Source organism: Pseudomonas sp. ZT5P21 (assembly GCF_054897785.1).
Window position 1 is genome coordinate 5479357 of the sequence record NZ_CM142705.1, and the last position, 20209, is coordinate 5499565.

Sequence of the window (20209 nt, forward strand, 5' to 3'; positions counted from 1 at the left end):
CCTCAGCTCTGTGACGCGGCTTTGGGAAGAATGTCGTTGGCGACCATCTCGCCAAACGGGCTGACGTAGTTGGCGCCCTGTGGCAATTCAGGACGCTCGATGTCCAGGTGCGGGAACAGCAACTCGGCGACGCGGTACGACTCTTCAAGGTGTGGATAACCGGAGAAGATGAAGGTGTCGATGCCCAGGTCCGCGTATTCCTTCACGCGGGCGGCCACGGTCGGACCATCGCCGACCAGCGCCGTACCGGCACCGCCGCGTACCAGACCGACGCCGGCCCACAGGTTCGGGCTGACTTCCAGATTGTCACGGCTACCGCCGTGCAGCGCCGCCATGCGTTGCTGGCCGACGGAATCGAAACGTGCCAGAGAAGCCTGGGCACGGGCGATGGTGTCGTCGTCCAGGTGCGAGATCAGTCGGTCCGCCGCTTGCCAGGCTTCGGCATTGGTTTCACGGACGATCACGTGCAAGCGAATACCGAAGCGCACCGTGCGGCCGAGCTTCGCGGCTTTGGCGCGGACCTGTTCGATTTTTTCAGCGACAGCGGCCGGTGGCTCGCCCCAGGTCAGGACCATTTCCACTTGCTCTGCCGCGAGGTCTTGCGCCGCTTCCGAAGAGCCGCCGAAGTACAGCGGCGGACGCGGTTGCTGGATCGGTGGATAGAGCAGTTTGGCGCCCTTCACGCTGATGTGCTGACCGTCGTAATCAACGGTTTCGCCTTCCAGCACGCGACGCCAGATTCGGGTGAATTCCACCGAGGCTTGATAGCGTTCTTCATGGTTGAGGAACAGACCGTCACCGGCCAATTCTTCCGGATCACCGCCGGTCACCAGGTTGAACAGCGCACGACCGCCGGACAGACGATCCAGCGTCGCCGCCTGACGCGCCGCCACCGTCGGGGAAATGATCCCGGGGCGCAGGGCGACGAGGAATTTCAAACGCTGGGTCACCGGTATCAGCGACGCCGCCACCAACCACGAGTCTTCGCATGAGCGGCCGGTGGGAATCAGCACCCCGCCGAAGCCCAGACGATCCGCTGCTTGCGCGATTTGTTGCAGGTAACCGTGGTCGACGGCGCGAGCGCCTTCGGCGGTGCCAAGGTAATGGCCGTCGCCGTGGGTAGGCAGGAACCAGAAGATATTGAGGCTCATGGAGTGGTCTCCTTGGGGAATCGAATTACTGCGCTTTGGCAACGGCTGCCGGTGGCGTCCAGATCACGTCTTTAATGCTCAACTGCTTCGGAATCAGCTTGAGCTGGTAGAAGCTGTCGGCAATTTTCTGCTGGGCGGCGACCACTTCAGGCGTCAGGAACAGTGCGCCGTAGCCTTGGCGTTTCACCGAGGTCAGGGTGATGTCCGCCGGCAGGCCGAGCAGTGGCGAGACCTGTTGGGTCACGTCTTCCGGATTAGCCTTGGACCACTCACCGACGGCGCGCACTTCTTCCACGAGGGTCTTGATCACCTCAGGATTTTTCTGTGCGTAAGGTTTGGTCGCCAGGTAGAACTGATGGTTGTCGACGATGCCCTGACCATCGCGCAGAGTGTGCGCTTGCAACTGCTTTTCGGCGGCGGCCTGGTACGGGTCCCAGATCACCCAGGCGTCGACGCTGCCCCGTTCGAACGCGGCGCGGGCATCGGCCGGCGGCAGGAAGACGGTCTGGATGTCGGTGTACTTGAGGCCGGCGTCTTCCAGCGCGCGGACCAGCAGATAGTGAACGTTGGAGCCTTTGTTCAGGACGACTTTCTTGCCCTTGAGGTCCTTCACCGATTTGATCGGCGAGTCTTTCGGTACCAGGATCGCTTCGCTGTGAGGCGCTGGCGGTTCGTAGGCGACGTAGAGCAGATCGGCACCCGCCGCTTGAGCGAATACCGGCGGAGTTTCGCCGGTGACACCAAAGTCGATCGAGCCGACGTTCAAGCCTTCAAGCAGCTGCGGGCCGCCGGGGAATTCAGTCCATTGCACGTCAACGCCCTGGGCGGCGAGGCCTTTTTCCAGCGTGCCCTTGGCTTTGAGCAGCACCAAAGTGCCGTACTTCTGATAACCGATCCGCAAGGTCTCGGCTTGAGCTTGAGTAATGGCGCCGAAGGAAACAGCCGCAGCAAACAGAGCGACCAGACCACGACGCAAAATGACAGTGCGCATAGCGCTCTCCTTTTTGCAGTTGGGTTTTGGCTGCACCTGCTTGGCCGTTGACGGCTGAGTAAGGTGAGTACTTCAAATTCAGGTGTGACTTGAGTGCTGGCTTAAATGCTCCAGCGAGCGCTTAACAGACGTTCGTTCAACAGGTTTGGATCGAGCGGCTTGGGCCGTCGGGCCATGGCGCTGAAAAACAGCTCCAGGGATTCGTTCAGACGTTGTTCCAGCTCTGGCGCCAACTGCGCCTGAGCGCTGCCCTCGCTGTAAGCGATCTGGCTGTCGACGGCGAAAATCCCGTGCAGCATTTCCTGGGCTTTCAACGCCGACAGCACCGGCTTGAGCGCGTAATCCACCGCCAGCATGTGCGCGATGCTGCCGCCTGTGGCCATCGGCAAAACCACTTTGTGCGCCAGAGCGCGTTCGGGCAGCAGGTCCAGCACGGTTTTCAATGCGCCGGAAAACGACGCCTTGTAGACCGGGGTGGCGATCAACAGGCCGTCGGCGTTTTCAATCTGTTGCAGCAGGTCGATCACCTTCGGGCTGTCGAAACGTGCGTGCAGCAAGTCTTCGGCCGGAAAGTCCCGCACCTGGTAACTCACCACTTCCACACCTTGCTCCTGCAACCAGCGCTGGGAGCGCTCCAGCAGCACCCCGGAACGGGAGCGTTGGCTGGGACTGCCACCGAGTGAGACGACCAGCATTCAGACGATTCCTTGAACGGTGTTGGCGATTCGCGGTTTGCGATCTCGCTTTGGTGGAAGTGACCTTAACAGGTGATTTATATATCCATAAATCATATTTATTCATTTGGTTATTCGATATGGAGATATGCAAAACCTTTCCTCCGGGCAAAAAAACAGGCCGTCGAAGCGGCCTGAAATTCCCCTGTTTTGTGCATGCGGTTTAATCTGAATCTTGTGGCGCCTGATATGCAGTCATCGCGAGCAAGCTCGCTCCCACAGGTACAGCGTGATCAATGTGGGAGCGAACTTGCTCGCGATGGCGATTTCAGCCGCACCGCCAATGGTGAAGGTTTACTTGTTCGGTTGAGGCGTCAAACGCAGGTACGGCTTTACCGCGCGATAGCCCTTGGGAAAACGTTTCTTGATTTCGTCTGGATCCTGGAGCGACGGCACGATCACCACATCTTCACCGTCCTTCCAGTTGGCCGGGGTGGCCACCTTGTAGTTGTCGGTCAGTTGCAACGAGTCGATCACCCGCAGGATTTCATGAAAGTTACGGCCCGTGCTCGCCGGGTAAGTAATGGTCAGCCGAACTTTTTTGTTCGGGTCGATCACGAACAGTGAACGCACCGTCAGGGTGTCGTTGGCGTTGGGATGGATCAGGTCATACAGGTCCGAGACCTTGCGGTCGGCATCCGCCAGGATCGGGAAGTTGACGACGGTATTCTGTGTTTCGTTGATGTCTTCGATCCACTTGTGGTGCGAGTCCACCGGGTCCACGGACAGCGCGATGGCCTTGACCCCGCGCTGGGTGAATTCATCCTTGAGCTTGGCGGTGAAGCCCAGCTCGGTGGTGCACACCGGGGTGAAGTCTGCCGGGTGGGAGAACAGCACGCCCCAACTATCGCCCAGCCATTCATGGAAACGGATGGTGCCGGCGCTGGAATCCTGCTCGAAATCGGGGGCGATGTCGCCGAGTCTGATGCTCATGATGGGCTCCTGATGAGTTTGGTGTAGAACTCAACTTTAGCTCGTGTTTAGGATTTATTAAAAAGAATAAATATCGTCATTATTAGATCGTAAATGAATATTAAAAATCTGTTCACTGGACCTGTGAAGCCATCGCGGCGACTATCGTTTTCAAGGTTCGAGAAGGCCTTGAGTTGCTGCAAAAGAGGGAATTTCAGGGCGGGATTACGGGGGTGACCCCGTCCAGAAAACGCAAAAGCCCCGCCCGGCGTGATGCCGGGCGGGGCTTTTTTTCAGCGGTTACGCGAGCGCTGTTACAACAGCGGGATCGAGTAGCTGACGATCAGGCGGTTTTCGTCCTGCGAACGAGTGTTCGGCAGGTCGGTACGCCAAGTAGCGTTTTTCCACATGAAACCAAGGTTTTTCAGCGGGCCTTCTTGTACGACGTAAGCCAGAGTAAGGTCGCGTTCCCACTCGGAAGCACCGTTAGCCAACTCGCCACCGCGAGAGTTGACGGTATCAATTTCATCACCTTTCAGGTAGACCAGACCGGCCGTCAGACCTGGTACACCGACCTTGGCAAAGTCATACGAGTAGCGTGCTTGCCAAGTGCGCTCGCCGGCACGGGCGAATTTCTGGATCTGCATGTCGGTAATGATGTACGCCGACGAGCCGTCACCCTGGTTCAGCCAAGGGAAGTCGCTGCTGCCGTTGCTGACCTGGTAACCGCCACCGAAGGTGTGACCGGCAACGGTGTACAGGAACAGGCCGCTGTACAGATTGTTGTCGACCTTGCCCTTACCGTTTGGCGCATTGTAGTTGCCAGAAGTGAAGTAGTTGGCGTCGTGACCGTTGGCACCGTCATCCCGGCTGTTGAAGTAGCGCAGGTCGGATTTCAGAACGCCCGGGCCGATTGCCCAGTTGTGAACCAGACCCAGGAAGTGCTGCTTGTAGAAATCTTCCAGGTTGCCGTAGTAGTACTGCGCAGTCAGGTCTTTGGTGATTTTGTAGTCACCGCCACCGTAATAGAATTTGTTGCTGTCGCGGCCAGCCGCAGTGCGGCCGTTGGCACCAGCGATCGACAACTCTTCGTTGTTGCTGGAGTTACGACCTTTGGCGTGCTCGATCTGACCACCGACCAGTGTAAGGTCCTTGATCTCGCCCGAAGTGATCTGGCCACCCTGGAAGGTTTGTGGCAGCAGACGACCGTCGTTGGTCACGATCACCGGCAGTTTTGGCTGCAAGGTACCCAGTTTCAGTTCAGTCTGGGAGATCTTGGCTTTGGCAGTCAGGCCCAGGCTGGAGAAGTTATCAACCGCTTCGCCGTTGGACTTGCTCGGGAACACAGTGCCGCCATAAGCGTTACCAGGGGTGCCATTGGCGTTAACGTTGCCATTAGTGCCGCCGCCCGAATCCAGACGTACGCCCAGCAGGCCGATGGCGTCGATACCGAAGCCGACAGTGCCTTGGGTATAACCGGAAGTGAAGCGCAGATCGAAGCCTTGGCCCCACTCTTCGTTTCGACTTGGGCTGGCAGTGCCGTCACGGTTATCAGTGTTGATATAGAAGTTACGCAGCCCCAATGTTGCCTTGCTGTCTTCGATGAAACCGGCGGCGCCTGCCTGCTGCGCCATAACCCCTACGGCCACAGCCAGGGCCAAAGTGGACTTGTTCATTGTTTCGCTCCTCGTTTCTAATTTTTTCGGTCCTGAGTCGAATGCTCTGGATCCTGAAATGTGCGGGTACCGCTAACCGCAATCCGCGCGCCACTCAACTGATGCGTCTAAGTCAAGGGTCTGATCGCTGCGAATGGGCCGGCATGGTAAACGTAAAAATTTCTATTTCATTCTTTTTCATGGCCTGCGGGCATAAAAACCGGCATTTTAATCGCTGTGGGACACTGGGTATCGGCCCCGGCGGGATGCACTTTAGTGGTTTATTTTAAAAGCTAAAAAGAATAATAAATTACTATTAGATTCCTAATTGGAATATGAAAAAATCGCAAAAAAAAGCCCCACCAACCGGCGAGGCTCTCTTGCGAAGCTTGTTACAGGAAGCTGTAGGTGTAGTTGAAGATCAGACGGGTCTGGTCTTGGTCAGCGTTGGTGTTGCCACGATAAGCACCGTGACGCAGCGTCGTGCCAAACCCTTTAAGTGGACCGGTTTGAATCACATAGTCTACGCGCAGGTCAGTTTCCCGCTCGTTCAGGTCTTCACCCACGCCGCTGACGGTCTTGATATCCCGGCCATACAAGTAACCAGCCGAAGCTTTCAAGCCTGGTACACCCAATGACGCGAAGTCATAGGAGTATTGACCGTACGTGGTGTTTTCACCGGCACGGATAAAGCTGCCCACAGTGGCATCGGTGAACGAGTAGAAGCTGGCGCCGCCAGCACCTTCGTTGCGACCGTTACCATCGACAACGTTACCCTGGTTCAAGAAGACGAAGCCGCCGTCATCGTTGACACGTTGATGCCCGAGCAGGAACGCACTGCCGCCCAGGGTGTAGGTGAACGTCGCGCTCCAGGTCTTGTTATCGACCTCGCCCTTGTTCTTGGCGAAACCACCGTTGTTGCTGAATTGGTAGCCGGCGTCACCGTTCTTGCCGTCGGAGCTGCTGTCGAAATAACGAAGATCGGTCTTGAACGACTGGTTGGGTGCGATCGGGTAAACGTGCACCAGGCCGAGGAAGTTCTGCTTGTAGTAGTCTTCCAGGTTCGCGTAGTAGTACTGCAGCATGAGGTCCTTGGTGACCTTCCAATCAGCACCAGCGTAACGGAACTGGTTGCTGTCCTGAGTACCGCCAGCCACTGCCAGGCCAGTGCTGTTGCTGGACGCGCGACCCGTCGCGTGCTCCAACTGACCTACGTTGAAGGTCACGTTGTCGATTTCCTTCGAGGTGATGGTGCCACCTTCAAAGGTTTGTGGCAGTACGCGACTGTCGTTCGCGATCAGGATCGGCATGTTTGGCTGCAGGGCACCACCGTAGTGGGCCTCAGTCTTCGAGAAGCGTGCCTTGACGTTGCCCGCTACACGGCTCCACTCGTCCACTGCCGATTTATCGGAATCGCTAGGGTTGAAGGAGTTGATGTCCGGGTGATGGCCCTTGCCACCGTCCAGATGGATACCGACCAATGCCTGGGCATCGATACCGAAACCTACGAGACCTTGGGTGAAGCCCGACTGGTAATCGAACTTGAGGCCTTCAGCGGTTTCTCGCTGACGGTTAGCTGGCGTCTTGGCGCCTTCACGGACATCGGCATCGAAATAATAAGTGCGAGAACTAACCGAAGCCTTGCTGTCTTCGATGAAACCGGCGGCGCCTGCCTGCTGCGCCAAAACCCCTACGGCCACGGCCAAGGCCAAGGTGGACTTGTTCATTGTCTAGCTCCTATCGATTCTAATTCTTGTATTCCTGGCCCTGAGTCAAATGCCCCGGATCCTAGGATTCGCGATTAGCGCCGTACCGTGACCCACAAGTCAATCGTAACCTTGTGTGTCTACGACCATGGTCTAACCCCCACCCAATTCGGTCCATGCAGGTGTATGACACGCGTCAAAAACCTAAAAAGAAGTCTGTGATTCTTTTTCATACCCTTTGGGAATTGACTCGCTGAAACAACGTTTCATAAGTTAATTCCAAAAAGGTATTTATTCGTATTTTTTTAGATCGATTAGATTTAAAGCACCCGCATTCAATCTCATCGAAGGCAACGCCATGACGACCAAGCGCGCACTATCCAGACCAATTGTTACAGTTTGTGTGTCGATATTTTTTTCTTTTAGCGCTCAGGCGGCCGGCCTTACCGTCGGCTATCAAACCGGTATCGACCCCAGCAAAGTTCCGCAAGCCGACGGCCTCTACGAGCAGACAATCGGCCAGAAAATCGACTGGCGTCGATTCAACAGCGGCCCTGAAGTGGTGACCGCCATCGCCTCGGGCGACGTGCAGATCGGCAACCTCGGTTCAAGCCCGTTGGCCGCAGCTGCCTCGCGCAATTTGCCAATTGTCGCGTTCATCGTTTCAGCCCAGATCAACGCTGCTGAAGCGTTGGTGGTGCGCAACGGCAGCGGTATTAATAAGCCGGAAGATCTGATCGGCAAGACCATCGCCACGCCGTTCGTTTCAACCTCTCACTACAGCTTGCTCGGTGCCTTGAAGCACTGGGGCCTGGACGCCTCGAAAGTCAAAGTGGTGAACCTGCAACCGGCTGAAATCGCTGCCGCCTGGAAGCGCGGCGACATTGACGGCGCGTTCGTCTGGTCACCGGCCCTGGGGGAAATTCGCAAGACCGGCAAGACCTTGACCGATGCCGCACAGGTGGGGCAGTGGGGTGCGCCAACCTTCGAAGTCTGGGTCGCACGCAAGGATTACGCGGAGAAGCATCCGGACGTCGTGGCCAAATTCGCCAAGGTCACACTGGACTCGTTCGCTAACTATGCCGCGCATAAAGACAGCTGGACCGCTGATTCGGTACCGGTGCAGAAAATCGCCAAATTGACCGGTGCCAATGCCGCCGATGTGCCGGAACTGCTCGCCGGCTCCACCTTCCCGGATGCCAAGGCACAACAGACCACCGCGCTGCTGGACGGCGGCACGGCGAAGGCAATTGGTGAGACGGCGAAGTTCTTGAAGGAGCAAGGGAAAGTCGAGACGGTGTTGCCGGACTATTCGCCGTATGTCAGCGCGAAATTCGTACAGGAATAAACGCAAACACTGTGGCGAGGGGATTTAGCGGACCGCCGCACCGCCCCGTTGGGCTGCGAAGCGGCCCCAAAAGATGGGACTGCTGCGCAGTCCAACGGGGATAAATCCCCTCGCCACAACAGCCCTCACTTACAGGGTTTTTTCGAAGATCTTCGAGTTGCGCTGGTAGTTGTACAGCGACGCCCGCGCCGACGGCAGGCGCTCGACGCTGCTCGGCACGAAACCACGCTCGCGGAACCAGTGGGCGGTCCGGGTGGTGAGCACGAACAAGGTTTTCAACCCCTGAGCCCGAGCGCGGGTTTCGATCCGTTCCAGCAGCTCATCCCCACGACCGCCATGCCGGTACTCCGGGTTCACCGCCAGGCACGCCAGCTCCCCCGCATCCGAATCGGCAATCTGATACAACGCCGCGCACGCGATGATCATGCCTTCGCGCTCGACCACGCTGAACTGCTCGATCTCGCGCTCCAGCACTTCGCGCGAACGTCGCACCAGAATTCCCTGCTCTTCCAGCGGGCTGATCAGATCCAGCAGACCGCCAACGTCTTCAATGGCGGCTTCACGCACGACCTCGAATTGCTCCTGCGCCACCAGCGTACCGCCACCGTCACGGGTGAACAGTTCGGTCAGCAATGCGCCGTCTTCGGCGTAACTGACGATATGACTGCGCGCCACGCCACCGCGACAAGCTTCAGCCGCCGCATCCAATAGTTCGCCCTGATAGTTGCTGCCCAGACGCAGCAAATGTGCCGGCACTTGCTGCGGACGCAACTCACGAACCAGCCGACCGTTTTCGTCGATCAAACCCAGGTCGGCACCGAACAGCAGCAGTTTGTCTGCACCCAGATCGATGGCCGCACGGGTGGCGACGTCTTCGCACGCGAGGTTGAAAATCTCACCGGTCGGCGAGTAGCCCAACGGCGACAGCAGCACGATCGAGCGCTCGTCGAGCAGGCGATTGATGCCCTTGCGGTCAACCCGACGCACTTCGCCGGTGTGGTGATAGTCGACGCCTTCGAGCACGCCGATCGGCCGTGCGGTCACCAGGTTGCCGCTGGCCACCCGCAGGCGCGAGCCCTGCATTGGCGACGAGGCCATGTCCATCGACAGCCGTGCTTCGATTGCAATGCGCAACTGGCCGACTGCATCGATCACACACTCCAGGGTGGCGGCATCGGTGATGCGCATCCCATGGTGGTAATGCGGGGTCAGCCCGCGTGCGGCGAGGCGGGTTTCGATCTGCGGACGGGAACCGTGGACCAGCACCAGACGCACACCCAGACTGTGCAGCAGCACCAGGTCGTGGACGATATTGCCGAAGTTCGGATGCTCCACGCCGTCGCCGGGCAGCATGACGACGAAGGTGCAATCACGGTGGGCGTTGATGTAAGGCGAAGCGTGACGAAGCCAATTAACGTATTCGGGCATGAACCTGGGCCTGTAATAAATAGCAGCCAAAAAATGGGCGAAACAGAAAACGCACAGCGGGCTGATGGTTATCGTCGGAACAGGCTTGGCGACACGCGCGCTCTCCTTATGAATACGGGTTGGGACACTGGCAATTTAAACGCGGGGCCCTGTAGGAGCGAGCTTGCTCGCGAAGAACGTGAGGACATCGCGCCCATTCAGGCAGCCCTCGTCATCGTTTAACGTCCATCGCGAGCAAGCTCGCTCCTACAGGGTTTTGGCCGGTGTCAGGCAGTAATGTTCAATCAACTGACGTAACAGATGCACCGTAGGCTGCAAACGTGACATTTCGAGGTATTCCCCCGGTTGGTGGGCGCAGGCGATGTCGCCCGGGCCAAGCACCAGTGTTTCGCAGCCAAGACGCTGAAGATAAGGCGCTTCGGTGCCGAACGCCACTGCTTCGGCACGATGACCGGTGAGCTTTTCCGCGATGCGTACCAATTCGGCATCTTCGGCCTCTTCGAAGGGCGGCACTTCGGGGAACAGCGGCGCGTAATCGATCTTCACTTGATGCCGTTCGGCAACGGGCTTCAACCGCTGCAATATCTCCGCGCGCAGGGTTTTGGGGTCCATCCCCGGCAACGGACGCACATCGAATTCCAGCGAGCACTGTCCGCAAATCCGGTTGGGGTTATCGCCGCCATGGATGCAGCCGAAGTTCATGGTCGGCGTCGGCACGCCAAATTGCGGATTACGAAATTCGCGCTGCCACAGCAGGCGCAAACCACGTAATTCGCCGATGGCATCGTGCATGGCTTCGAGGGCACTGTGGCCAAGGCGCGGATCCGAGGAATGGCCGCTCTGACCGAGGATGTCGATGCGCTCCATCATGATGCCTTTGTGCATGCGGATCGGTTTGAGCCCGGTCGGCTCGCCGATCACCGCCGCTCGGCCTAGTGGTCTTCCCGCTTCCGCCAAGGCGCGGGCACCGGACATCGAGCTTTCCTCATCGCACGTGGCGAGAATCAACAGCGGCTGCTTGAACGGCTGGTCGAGCAGAGGAATCACGGCTTCGATGGCGAGGGCAAAAAAACCCTTCATGTCGCAACTGCCCAAACCCACCCAGCGGCCATCGACTTCGGTCAGTTTCAGCGGATCGGTCTGCCACAACGCGCCATCGAACGGCACGGTATCGCTATGCCCGGCCAGTACCAGGCCGCCAGGACCAGAACCAAAGCTGGCCAGCAAGTTGAATTTACCCGGGCTGACCTGCTGGATATCGCAGGCAAAACCCAGGTCGCCGAGCCACGTCGCCAGCAAATCAATCACCGGGCGGTTGGATTGATCGAGGCTGGCCTGGGTACAACTGACCGACGGCGCGGCAATCAGCGCAGCGAACTGATCTCTCATGGACGGCAAAGGCATCGCTGACTCCAACTCGCGAATTGAAGTCCATCATAGAACCATCCAGTGACAGGAATAAACCGTCGCGGCACGAAGGTTTGAGCAGTGCTGTACACTGCACGACCTTGGCAGCCACACATTCCCCCGGCTGCGCTCCCGATCCTGGATTTTCCGGCCATGCAGAAAGAAACCGAAATCAAACTCCGCGTCAGCCGCGAAACCCTCGCTGCCCTGCGCGAGCACCCGCTACTGAAAAAACGCAACAAACTTGGCTGGGAACGCCGTGAACTGATGAACCAGTACTTCGACACGCCTGAGCGCGACCTGGCCCGTGCCAAGGTGGCCCTGCGCCTGCGCCGTGATGGCGAAGAAGTGATTCAGACCCTCAAGACACGTGGCCACAGCATTGCCGGTTTGTCTGAGCGTAACGAATACGACTGGAACCTGCCCAAAGCCAAGCTCGACGTGAAGAAACTCGACGGCGACTGCTGGCCTGAAGAACTGGCCGAGCTGGACAAGAAAACCCTGAAGCCGATCTTCACCACCGATTTCGTCCGCGAACGCGCTGAAATCGCTTGGGGCCGTGGCAAGACCAAAGTGGTCATCGAAGCCGCGCTGGATCTGGGCCACGTGGTGGTCGGCAAGCAGAAAGAAGAAATCTGCGAGCTGGAACTGGAATTGCGCGAAGGCGAACCGGCCGCGTTGCTGGAACTGGCCGCCGAACTGGCCGCGACCCTGGCGTTGATGCCGTGTGACATCAGCAAGGCCGAGCGCGGGTATCGCTTGTACGACGCCAACAGTTACTCGCTGAGCCTGCCGGCACCGCAAATCACTGCCGAAACACCGCTGGATGACGCGTTCGCCGCACTGAGCTGGCACTTGCTGAGCAGCAGCCAGCGATTGGCCGAGCAGTACCGTTTCAATGGCCACTGGCGCCTGCTGCAGGACTGGGTCGAGAACCTCGCCGAATTACGCGCGTTGCTGAGCAGCCTGGGCCAAGCCGCCCCGCGTCAGTCGACACACGATCTGCGCGTCGCTCTGGATGCGTTGCTCGAAGACTGGCGCCCACTGGTGCAAGCCGGTCTGGACGACGAAGACGTGCGCAAAGCTGCGCCGGAGCAGTTCCTCGAAGAACTCGAAGACCCGCGCTGGGGCCTGTTCTCGCTGAGCACTTCACGCTGGTTGCTGGCCCGCACCTGGGCGGCCGATCGCAATGTTCGCGGTAATCGCCAAGGCGCTGCGCAATTGGGTAGCTGGTTGCCGCGCTTGCTAGGTGAAGAAGCCACATCGTTGCAATTGCAGCGCTACCAGCAGCAGCCGGAAGACCTGGCGGAACAACTGCCGCGCATCGAACGTATCCAGGCCTGGCTGCACCATGCCCGTCACGTGCTGGAGATTCCGGAAATGGATCGCCTGTACGGCGAGCTGAAGCAGCTTGCTCTGCTTGCTAACGAGCCGATCACCGATGAATCCCTGGACGCGCGCAAGCAACAGGCGATTGCGGTTTATCAGAATCGTGCCTGGAAGATGTTGCTGCGTATGTAAGACCGTGTGGCGAGGGAGCTTGCTCCCGCTGAGCAGCGAAGCGGCCCCAAAAAATGGGCCTGCTGCGCAGTCCAGCGGGAGCAAGCTCCCTCGCCACAGGTGTTCTCTGCCGAATCAACGCAACACCGGCAAACTCGTCGCCGACTTGGCGTCTGTTCGGTTGATCTGCAAGCGGCTGATTCTGCGTGGGGTTGACGCCGCTCAGGCGACGGCCTGAAAAAGCCCGATACGGCTTCGTCCGGTAGTGGCCCAACGGTCAGCGTGTCCACGACTATCCTTTGCGAACTGTTGTTCACGAGGAGCCCGCATGTCCGTTCAACTTGCCCTTCAGGACCGCTGGCTGGATCTCAATGATTTGCTGCGCGAACTGGTCGCCCAGGGCTTTATCAGCCAGGACTCGGCCGAGCACGCGCTCAACGCCCGCCGCCGTCACGCCGCCAATGGCCAGATGCACCCGCTGGAGTTCATCGCCAGCCAACAGCTGGACGACCTCAGTCGTTCCGGCAAACAGCTTGACCTGGAAAGCCTGACCCTGTGGTTGTCGCAGCAGGCCGGTCAGCCCTACTTGCGCATCGATCCGCTGAAAATCAACGTCGCGGCCATTACGCCGCTGATGTCCTACGCCTTCGCCCAGCGCCACAAGATTCTCGCGGTGTCCATCGACCGTGACGCGGTGACCGTGGCCAGCGCCCAACCTTATGTCAGAGGCTGGGAAGCCGACCTGACCCACGTTCTGAAACTGCCGATCAAGCGCGTAGTGGCCAACCCGGTGGACATCCAGCGCTTCAGCGTGGAATTTTTCCGCCTGGCCAAATCGGTCAGCGGCGCGACCACCAACGATCAACAAACCAGCAACCTGGGTAACTTCGAACAACTGCTCAACCTCGGCGCCAGCGACCAGGAGCCGGACGCCAACGACGCGCACATCGTCAACATCGTCGACTGGTTGTTCCAATACGCGTTCCAGCAACGCGCCAGCGATATCCACATCGAGCCCCGGCGCGAGCAAGGCACGGTGCGCTTTCGCATCGACGGCGTGTTGCACAACGTCTATCAATTCCCGCCGCAGGTGACCATGGCGATCGTCAGCCGCCTGAAAAGCCTGGGGCGGATGAACGTCGCGGAAAAACGCAAACCCCAGGATGGTCGGGTGAAAACCAAAACCCCTGACGGGGGCGAAGTTGAGCTGCGGCTGTCGACGTTGCCAACAGCGTTCGGCGAAAAAATGGTCATGCGGATCTTCGATCCGGAAGTGCTGCTGAAGAACTTCGATCAGTTGGGCTTTTCCGCCGACGATCTACGCCGCTGGCAAGACATGACGAGCCAACCCAACGGCATCATCCTCGTGACCGGCCCCACCGGTTCAGGCAAGACCACCACGCTCTACACCACGCTCAAGAAACTGGCGACGCCGGAGGTTAACCTCTGCACCATCGAAGACCCGATCGAAATGGTCGAGCCGGCGTTCAACCAGATGCAGGTCCAGCACAACATCGACCTGACCTTTGCCGCCGGCGTGCGCGCGTTGATGCGGCAGGACCCGGACATCATCATGATCGGCGAGATCCGTGATCTGGAGACCGCGGAAATGGCGATCCAGGCCGCCCTCACCGGTCACTTGGTGCTCTCGACGTTGCACACCAACGACGCGCCCAGCGCCATCAGCCGCCTGCTGGAACTTGGCGTGCCGCATTACCTGATCAAAGCCACGGTGCTTGGCGTCATGGCGCAGCGACTGGTCCGTACTTTGTGTCCGCACTGCAAGGCACCACTGGCACTGAGTGAAGAAGACTGGCAAACCCTGACCAAACCCTGGCAAGCACCGCTGCCGGGCAATGCCCAGCGCGCCATCGGCTGCCTGGAATGCCGGGACACAGGCTATCGCGGTCGCGCTGGGGTTTACGAAATCATGCAACTGACTGACGGCGTCAAAGCACTGATCAACCCTGACTCCGATCTGCTGGCGATCCGGCGCCAGGCGTTCAAGGAAGGCATGCGCAGCCTGCGATTGTCGGGCGCGCAAAAAGTCGCCGCGGGATTGACGACGATTGAGGAGGTGCTGCGGGTGACGCCGCAGAGTGAGCAGAAATAGCGGCACTGGCCGTCATGGGGTCATGGAACCCATTGGGTACTTGGCAATCCAACCCCGTAGATAACCCTGTGGAGTCACCTTATGCGTCTCAAACTTGCTGTCGCTACCATCGCCCTGTTGTCCCTTCCAGTCGGTTCGGCGATGGCCGACAGCTTTTGGCGTAACGTTCTCTCGTCCGGTGCGACTACCGGTTCGACCTACCTGACGTTCAAGGATCACAAGCTGATCATTGCCGCGCAGGACGATGCCGGCAGTTTTGTTGCCAGTGACGGCGGCATTCGCGGCCCGTATCTGGAAGCCGCGATGCAGAAAGTCCGCGCCGATAATCCTGGCTTGCAAGCCACGGACATGGAACTGGCGAATGCGATCCTGGCGAAGAATGCCATCGCATCCGAGTAAGCTTTTCAGCTGAATAAAAATGCCGCTCGACATGAGCGGCATTTTTTTGCCCGACACAAACCACTTGTAGGAGCGAGCTTGCTCGCGATGGAGTGTCAGTGACGTCAATGTAGCTGACACACCCTCGCGAGCAAGCTCGCTCCTACAAAGGGCATGTGTTTTCAGCGGTAGTCATCTACAGGCACGCAGGCGCAGAACAGATTCCGGTCGCCATAGACGTTATCGACGCGGTTCACCACCGGCCAATATTTATGGGCCTTGGTGTGCGCATCCGGCGTCACCGCCTGTTCGATGCTGTACGGCCGCTCCCAAACCCCGGTGATGTCGGCCATTGTGTGCGGTGCCCGTTTCAGCGGGTTGTCCTCGGCTGGCCAGTTGCCGTTCTGCACCTCGGTGATTTCTGCGCGAATGCTCAGCATCGCCTTGATGAACCGGTCCAGTTCAGCCTTCGATTCACTTTCCGTCGGCTCGACCATCAACGTCCCTGGCACCGGAAATGACATGGTCGGCGCATGGAAGCCATAGTCCATCAGGCGCTTGGCCACGTCCTCTTCGCTGATCCCGGTCAGCGCCTTGAGTGGCCGCAGGTCGAGAATGCACTCGTGTGCCACCCGTTCGTTGCGCCCGGTGTAGAGCACCGGAAATGCACCGGACAAATGCTGCGCCAGGTAATTCGCAGCGAGGATCGCCACCTCGCTAGCGTCCGCCAGTTGCGGGCCCATCATGGCGATGTACATCCAGCTGATCGGCAGAATGCTCGCGCTGCCCCAGGGCGCCGCACTGACTGCACCGTTCTGCGGCAGCGGGCCTTCAATCGCCACCACCGGGTGATTCGCCACAAACGGCGCCAGGTGCGCACGCACCCCAATCGGCCCCATGCCAGGGCCGCCACCACCGTGGGGAATGCAAAAAGTCTTGTGCAGATTCATGTGCGAGACGTCGGCACCAATATCCGCTGGCCGCGCCAACCCGACCTGCGCATTGAGGTTGGCGCCATCCATATACACCTGGCCGCCATGGCTGTGGATAATTTCACAAATCTCACTGATGCCTTCCTCGTACACGCCGTGAGTCGAAGGGTACGTCGCCATCAGGCAGGCCAGTTTGTCGCCGGCCTCGGCAGCCTTGCCTTTCAGGTCCTCCAGGTCGACGTTGCCCGCTTCGTCGCACTCGACAATCACTACACGCATTCCGGCCATCTGTGCTGAAGCGGGGTTGGTACCGTGGGCCGAGGACGGGATCAGGCAGATATCCCGTGCGCCTTGATGACGACTTTCGTGGTATTTGCGGATCGCGAGCAACCCGGCGTACTCACCTTGGGCGCCGGAGTTGGGCTGCATGCAGATCGCATCGAAACCGGTGATCGCGCAGAGCCAGCGCTCCAGCTCTTCAATCATCAGCGCATAACCGGTCGCCTGCTCTTTCGGTACAAACGGGTGCAGGTTGGCGAACTGCGGCCAGGTAATGGGGATCATCTCGCTGGTTGCATTGAGTTTCATGGTGCAGGAGCCCAGCGGAATCATGGACTGGTTGAGAGCAAGGTCCTTGTTCTCGAGCTGCTTGAGATAACGCAACATCTCGGTTTCGCTGTGATGGGCGTTGAATACCGGGTGACGCAAGTACGGCGAGGTACGCAGCAACCCGCCGGGAATGCCGGAAGCCAGGGTTTCAGCGTCCAGGTCGTCGACATTGAGCCCATGATCGGCGCCAAGGAATACATCGAACAGCTTCGCTACGGTGGATTCATCGCACGCTTCGTCAAGGCTCAGACCCAACTGACCGCGACCGAGAATGCGCAAATTGATTTGCGCGGCCTGGGCGCTTTCGATGATTGCCGTCTGCGTGCCGCCGACCTCCAGCGTCAGGGTGTCGAAAAAGTGTGCATTGAGACGAGTGATGCCGTGGCGTTCCAGGCCCGCAGCGAGGATGCAGGTCAGTCGATGAACCCGCTGGGCAATTCGTTTCAGCCCTTCCGGACCGTGGTAGACCGCATAGAAACTGGCAATGTTGGCCAACAGGACTTGGGCGGTGCAAATGTTCGAGTTGGCCTTCTCCCGGCGAATGTGTTGCTCACGGGTTTGCAGGGCCATGCGCAAAGCGGTGTTGCCGCGAGCATCTTTGGATACGCCAATAATCCGCCCGGGAATCGCCCGTTTGTACTCCTCACGACTGGCAAAAAACGCCGCATGCGGGCCGCCATAACCCATGGGCACGCCGAATCGCTGGGATGAGCCGAACACCACATCGGCGCCCAACTCCCCCGGAGGGGTCAACAACAACAGGCTCAACAGATCGGTGGCGACACAGGCCAGGGCTTGCTGGGCGTGCAGGTGATCGATCAATGGACGCAGATCACGAATCTCGCCATGGGTGTCGGGGTATTGCAGCAGCGCGCCGAATACCTGGTGCTGCTTCAAGTTATCCACTGTGTCGACGATCAGCTCAAAACCGAAGCCCTCTGCCCGGGTCTGCACCACGGAAATCGTTTGTGGATGACAATTTTCATCCACAAAAAACAGATTGCTTTTGGACTTGGCGACTCGCTTCGCCAGGGCCATGGCTTCCGCCGCCGCCGTGGCTTCATCCAGCAGCGAGGCGTTGGCCAGTTCCAGTCCGGTCAGGTCGATGGTCAATTGCTGGAAATTCAGCAAGGCCTCGAGCCGGCCTTGGGCAATTTCTGGCTGATACGGCGTGTAAGCGGTGTACCAACCGGGATTTTCCAGCACGTTGCGCAGGATTACGGCCGGAGTGATCGTGCCGTGATAGCCCATGCCGATCAGGCTGGTCCAGACCTGATTCTGCTCGGCGTAACCACGCAGTTTGGCCAATGCGGCTTCTTCGTCAAGGGCGGGCGGCAGGTCGAGCGCCCGGTTCAGACGAATCCCCGGCGGCACCGTCTGCTCGATCAGCTCGACGCGGCTGCCGACGCCGAGGCTGTCGAGCATCGCCTGCTGCTCGGAGGCATCGGGCCCGAGGTGGCGGCGAAGGAAGGCATTGGGGTCGCGTAACTGGCTCAAGGACGGCAACTGGGACATGACGGGCTCTCTCTTGACTGGCGCTCAGCGTCGATGCAACACGGTCAATCCAGCATAGCAGTCACTGCCGGACGCAGACCCTGTAGGAGCGAGCTTGCTCGCGAAGAACCTGAGAGCGCCGCGTAATACCAGGCTTGAAGCGTTATCGTTGACGACCATCGCGAGCAAGCTCGCTCCTACAGGGGAAACTCTGCAGGTAATAAAAAACCCCGACGAGTCGGGGCTTTGGGTGACGCTGCAGGCTTACTCGCCGATGGCGTCCTTGTAGCCAGCCGCATCGAGCAGCTTGTCCAGATCGCCAGCGTTGCTTGGCTTGAGCTTGAAGATCCAGGCACCGTACGGGTCGGAGTTGAGCAGTTCCGGGGTAGCGCTCAGTTCTTCGTTGATCGCAATCACTTCACCGGCAACCGGGGAGTAGATGTCGGAGGCGGCTTTGACCGACTCAACCACGCCGGATTGATCACCGGCAGCGAAGACGGTTCCGACTTCGGTCAGCTCGACGAACACCACATCGCCCAAGGCTTCCTGAGCGTGATCGCTAATGCCCACGGTGACGGTGCCATCGGCTTCCAGACGGGCCCATTCGTGACTTTCGGCAAAACGCAGGTCGGCAGGGATATCGCTCATGTTCTGTGTCCTCAAGAAAATTGTCAGCGGTCGTTGCCCGCCAGAAAAAGGTTAGATCAAGGTTTTGCCATGGCGTACGAAGGTCGGTTTGACCACTCGGACCGGGTACCATTTGCCACGGATTTCCACTTCCGCGCGGTCGGCAGTCGCCATCGGCACGCGCGCCAGTGCAATCGACTTGCTAAGCGTAGGAGAGAAACTACCACTGGTGATCTCCCCTTCGCCAACATTGGCGATGCGGACCACTTGATGAGCGCGCAACACCCCGCGTTCCTCAAGGACCAGACCGACCAGTTTGTGCTGTATGCCACCGGCCCGCTCGGCTTCCAGGGCCGCACGACCGATGAACTGACGAGTGGCCGGTTCCCAGGCAATGCTCCAGGCCATGTTTGAGGCCAGCGGCGAAACGTCTTGATGAATGTCCTGACCGTAGAGGTTCATACCGGCTTCGACACGCAAGGTATCGCGCGCGCCAAGCCCGATCGGCGAAATGCCCGCGCCCACCAGGTCATTGAAGAAGCCCGGTGCCTGATTGGCCGGCAGAATGATTTCCAGACCATCCTCACCGGTGTAACCGGTGCGCGCGATGAACCAGTCACCGTCAGGCTGGCCTTCGAACGGCTTGAGTAGCTGAATCAGGTTGCCGCGAGACTGGGTAACCAGTTCGCAAATTTTGTGTCGGGCTTGAGGGCCCTGAATGGCCAGCATCGCCATGTCCGAGCGTTCGTTGATTCGTACGTCGAAACCATCGAGGTGCGCCTGCATCCACGCCAGGTCCTGGTCGCGGGTGGAGGCGTTGACCACCAGACGATAACCTTCGTCGAGGCGGTAGACGATCATGTCGTCGACGATACCACCGTGCTCGTTGAGCATGGTGCTGTACAAGGCACGGCCGGAGCTGTGCAGGCGCTCGACGTCATTGGCCAGCAAATGCTGAAGCCAGGCCTTGGCCTGCCCGCCGCTGACATCGATCACGGTCATGTGGGACACATCGAAAACGCCGCAATCACGGCGCACCTGATGGTGCTCCTCGACCTGCGAGCCGTAATGCAGAGGCATATCCCAACCGCCAAAATCGACCATCTTCGCGCCGAGGGCGAGATGAAGGTCATACAGAGGCGTACGCTGTCCCATGGGTTTCTCCTTCCGGGCGTGGCGAAGGTGCGGGCAGGTGCTGCACGGGTTGAAAGCCTTGAAATAAAA

General features: G+C 59.0%; 15 protein-coding genes. 4 read left to right on the forward strand and 11 right to left on the reverse strand.

Features of this window, described 5'->3' with window-relative positions; translation table 11 throughout:
- Positions 1-2 precede the first annotated feature (2 nt).
- From ssuD to ACYZT9_RS25540, 6 genes are all read right to left on the reverse strand, one after another.
- On the reverse strand, positions 3-1151 hold the full coding sequence (gene ssuD, locus ACYZT9_RS25515; RefSeq protein WP_462007933.1) for an FMNH2-dependent alkanesulfonate monooxygenase: 1149 nt from the start codon (positions 1149-1151) through the stop codon (positions 3-5).
- Positions 1152-1176: 25 nt separating this feature from the next.
- On the reverse strand, positions 1177-2142 hold the full coding sequence (locus ACYZT9_RS25520) for a sulfonate ABC transporter substrate-binding protein (RefSeq protein ID WP_462007934.1): 966 nt from the start codon (positions 2140-2142) through the stop codon (positions 1177-1179).
- Between the two features lie 101 nt (positions 2143-2243).
- Positions 2244-2837, reverse strand: a complete 594-nt coding sequence (gene ssuE / locus ACYZT9_RS25525) for an NADPH-dependent FMN reductase (protein ID WP_462007935.1) — start codon at positions 2835-2837, stop codon at positions 2244-2246.
- Positions 2838-3170: 333 nt separating this feature from the next.
- Positions 3171-3809 (reverse strand): peroxiredoxin, encoded by a 639-nt coding sequence (locus tag ACYZT9_RS25530; protein WP_462007936.1) that lies wholly within the window; start codon positions 3807-3809, stop codon positions 3171-3173.
- Between the two features lie 293 nt (positions 3810-4102).
- Positions 4103-5464, reverse strand: a complete 1362-nt coding sequence (locus ACYZT9_RS25535) for an OprD family porin (protein ID WP_462007937.1) — start codon at positions 5462-5464, stop codon at positions 4103-4105.
- A 371-nt stretch (positions 5465-5835) separates the two neighbouring features.
- A complete protein-coding gene (locus tag ACYZT9_RS25540; RefSeq protein ID WP_462007938.1) occupies positions 5836-7170 on the reverse strand; it encodes an OprD family outer membrane porin in 1335 nt (444 codons plus the stop codon).
- Positions 7171-7507: 337 nt separating this feature from the next.
- On the opposite strand from ACYZT9_RS25540, the gene tauA reads away from it, so the two are divergent.
- Positions 7508-8497: a taurine ABC transporter substrate-binding protein gene (tauA, locus tag ACYZT9_RS25545; protein ID WP_462007939.1), complete on the forward strand. Its 990-nt coding sequence runs from the start codon at positions 7508-7510 to the stop codon at positions 8495-8497.
- A 129-nt stretch (positions 8498-8626) separates the two neighbouring features.
- Here tauA and argA read toward each other — a convergent pair whose 3' ends face one another.
- A complete protein-coding gene (gene argA / locus ACYZT9_RS25550; protein WP_462007940.1) occupies positions 8627-9925 on the reverse strand; it encodes an amino-acid N-acetyltransferase in 1299 nt (432 codons plus the stop codon).
- Between the two features lie 246 nt (positions 9926-10171).
- Positions 10172-11329: an acetylornithine deacetylase gene (argE, locus tag ACYZT9_RS25555; RefSeq protein WP_462007941.1), complete on the reverse strand. Its 1158-nt coding sequence runs from the start codon at positions 11327-11329 to the stop codon at positions 10172-10174.
- A 156-nt stretch (positions 11330-11485) separates the two neighbouring features.
- Between argE and ACYZT9_RS25560 the strand changes: the two genes are divergently transcribed.
- From ACYZT9_RS25560 to ACYZT9_RS25570, 3 genes are all read left to right on the forward strand, one after another.
- Positions 11486-12853, forward strand: coding sequence for a CYTH domain-containing protein (locus ACYZT9_RS25560; protein WP_462007942.1), 1368 nt, complete (start codon positions 11486-11488; stop codon positions 12851-12853).
- 307 nt (positions 12854-13160) lie between these two features.
- Positions 13161-14945 carry a GspE/PulE family protein gene (locus tag ACYZT9_RS25565; protein WP_462007943.1) on the forward strand — a complete coding sequence of 595 codons (1785 nt, stop codon included), beginning with the start codon at positions 13161-13163 and terminating at the stop codon, positions 14943-14945.
- Positions 14946-15026: 81 nt separating this feature from the next.
- On the forward strand, positions 15027-15344 hold the full coding sequence (locus ACYZT9_RS25570) for a DUF2388 domain-containing protein (RefSeq protein ID WP_462007944.1): 318 nt from the start codon (positions 15027-15029) through the stop codon (positions 15342-15344).
- A 161-nt stretch (positions 15345-15505) separates the two neighbouring features.
- On the opposite strand, the gene gcvP is transcribed toward ACYZT9_RS25570, so the two are convergent.
- The 3 genes from gcvP to gcvT all read right to left on the reverse strand — a co-directional run bounded on the left by gcvP (position 15506) and on the right by gcvT (position 20140).
- The gene (gene gcvP, locus ACYZT9_RS25575) at positions 15506-18379 is read right to left on the reverse strand and encodes an aminomethyl-transferring glycine dehydrogenase (protein ID WP_462007945.1); all 2874 of its coding nucleotides are present in this window, start codon (positions 18377-18379) and stop codon (positions 15506-15508) included.
- Positions 18380-18622: 243 nt separating this feature from the next.
- Positions 18623-19006, reverse strand: coding sequence for a glycine cleavage system protein GcvH (gene gcvH, locus ACYZT9_RS25580; RefSeq protein ID WP_462007946.1), 384 nt, complete (start codon positions 19004-19006; stop codon positions 18623-18625).
- A gap of 51 nt (positions 19007-19057) precedes the next feature.
- Positions 19058-20140, reverse strand: a complete 1083-nt coding sequence (gcvT, locus tag ACYZT9_RS25585; RefSeq protein WP_462007947.1) for a glycine cleavage system aminomethyltransferase GcvT — start codon at positions 20138-20140, stop codon at positions 19058-19060.
- Positions 20141-20209: the final 69 nt, after the last annotated feature.

Excerpts from the sequence above, each read along its gene's own strand:
- ssuE (WP_462007935.1), bottom strand. The coding sequence starts at position 2,837 with ATGCTGGTCGTCTCACTCGGTGGCAGTCCCAGCCAACGCTCCCGTTCC.
- ACYZT9_RS25565 (WP_462007943.1), top strand. The coding sequence starts at position 13,161 with ATGTCCGTTCAACTTGCCCTTCAGGACCGCTGGCTGGATCTCAATGAT.
- ACYZT9_RS25560 (WP_462007942.1), top strand. The coding sequence starts at position 11,486 with ATGCAGAAAGAAACCGAAATCAAACTCCGCGTCAGCCGCGAAACCCTC.
- ssuD (WP_462007933.1), bottom strand. The coding sequence starts at position 1,151 with ATGAGCCTCAATATCTTCTGGTTCCTGCCTACCCACGGCGACGGCCAT.
- ACYZT9_RS25570 (WP_462007944.1), top strand. The coding sequence starts at position 15,027 with ATGCGTCTCAAACTTGCTGTCGCTACCATCGCCCTGTTGTCCCTTCCA.
- argE (WP_462007941.1), bottom strand. The coding sequence starts at position 11,329 with ATGCCTTTGCCGTCCATGAGAGATCAGTTCGCTGCGCTGATTGCCGCG.
- ACYZT9_RS25535 (WP_462007937.1), bottom strand. The coding sequence starts at position 5,464 with ATGAACAAGTCCACTTTGGCCCTGGCTGTGGCCGTAGGGGTTATGGCG.
- ACYZT9_RS25530 (WP_462007936.1), bottom strand. The coding sequence starts at position 3,809 with ATGAGCATCAGACTCGGCGACATCGCCCCCGATTTCGAGCAGGATTCC.
- ACYZT9_RS25520 (WP_462007934.1), bottom strand. The coding sequence starts at position 2,142 with ATGCGCACTGTCATTTTGCGTCGTGGTCTGGTCGCTCTGTTTGCTGCG.
- tauA (WP_462007939.1), top strand. The coding sequence starts at position 7,508 with ATGACGACCAAGCGCGCACTATCCAGACCAATTGTTACAGTTTGTGTG.
- gcvT (WP_462007947.1), bottom strand. The coding sequence starts at position 20,140 with ATGGGACAGCGTACGCCTCTGTATGACCTTCATCTCGCCCTCGGCGCG.
- ACYZT9_RS25540 (WP_462007938.1), bottom strand. The coding sequence starts at position 7,170 with ATGAACAAGTCCACCTTGGCCTTGGCCGTGGCCGTAGGGGTTTTGGCG.
- argA (WP_462007940.1), bottom strand. The coding sequence starts at position 9,925 with ATGCCCGAATACGTTAATTGGCTTCGTCACGCTTCGCCTTACATCAAC.
- gcvP (WP_462007945.1), bottom strand. The coding sequence starts at position 18,379 with ATGTCCCAGTTGCCGTCCTTGAGCCAGTTACGCGACCCCAATGCCTTC.
- gcvH (WP_462007946.1), bottom strand. The coding sequence starts at position 19,006 with ATGAGCGATATCCCTGCCGACCTGCGTTTTGCCGAAAGTCACGAATGG.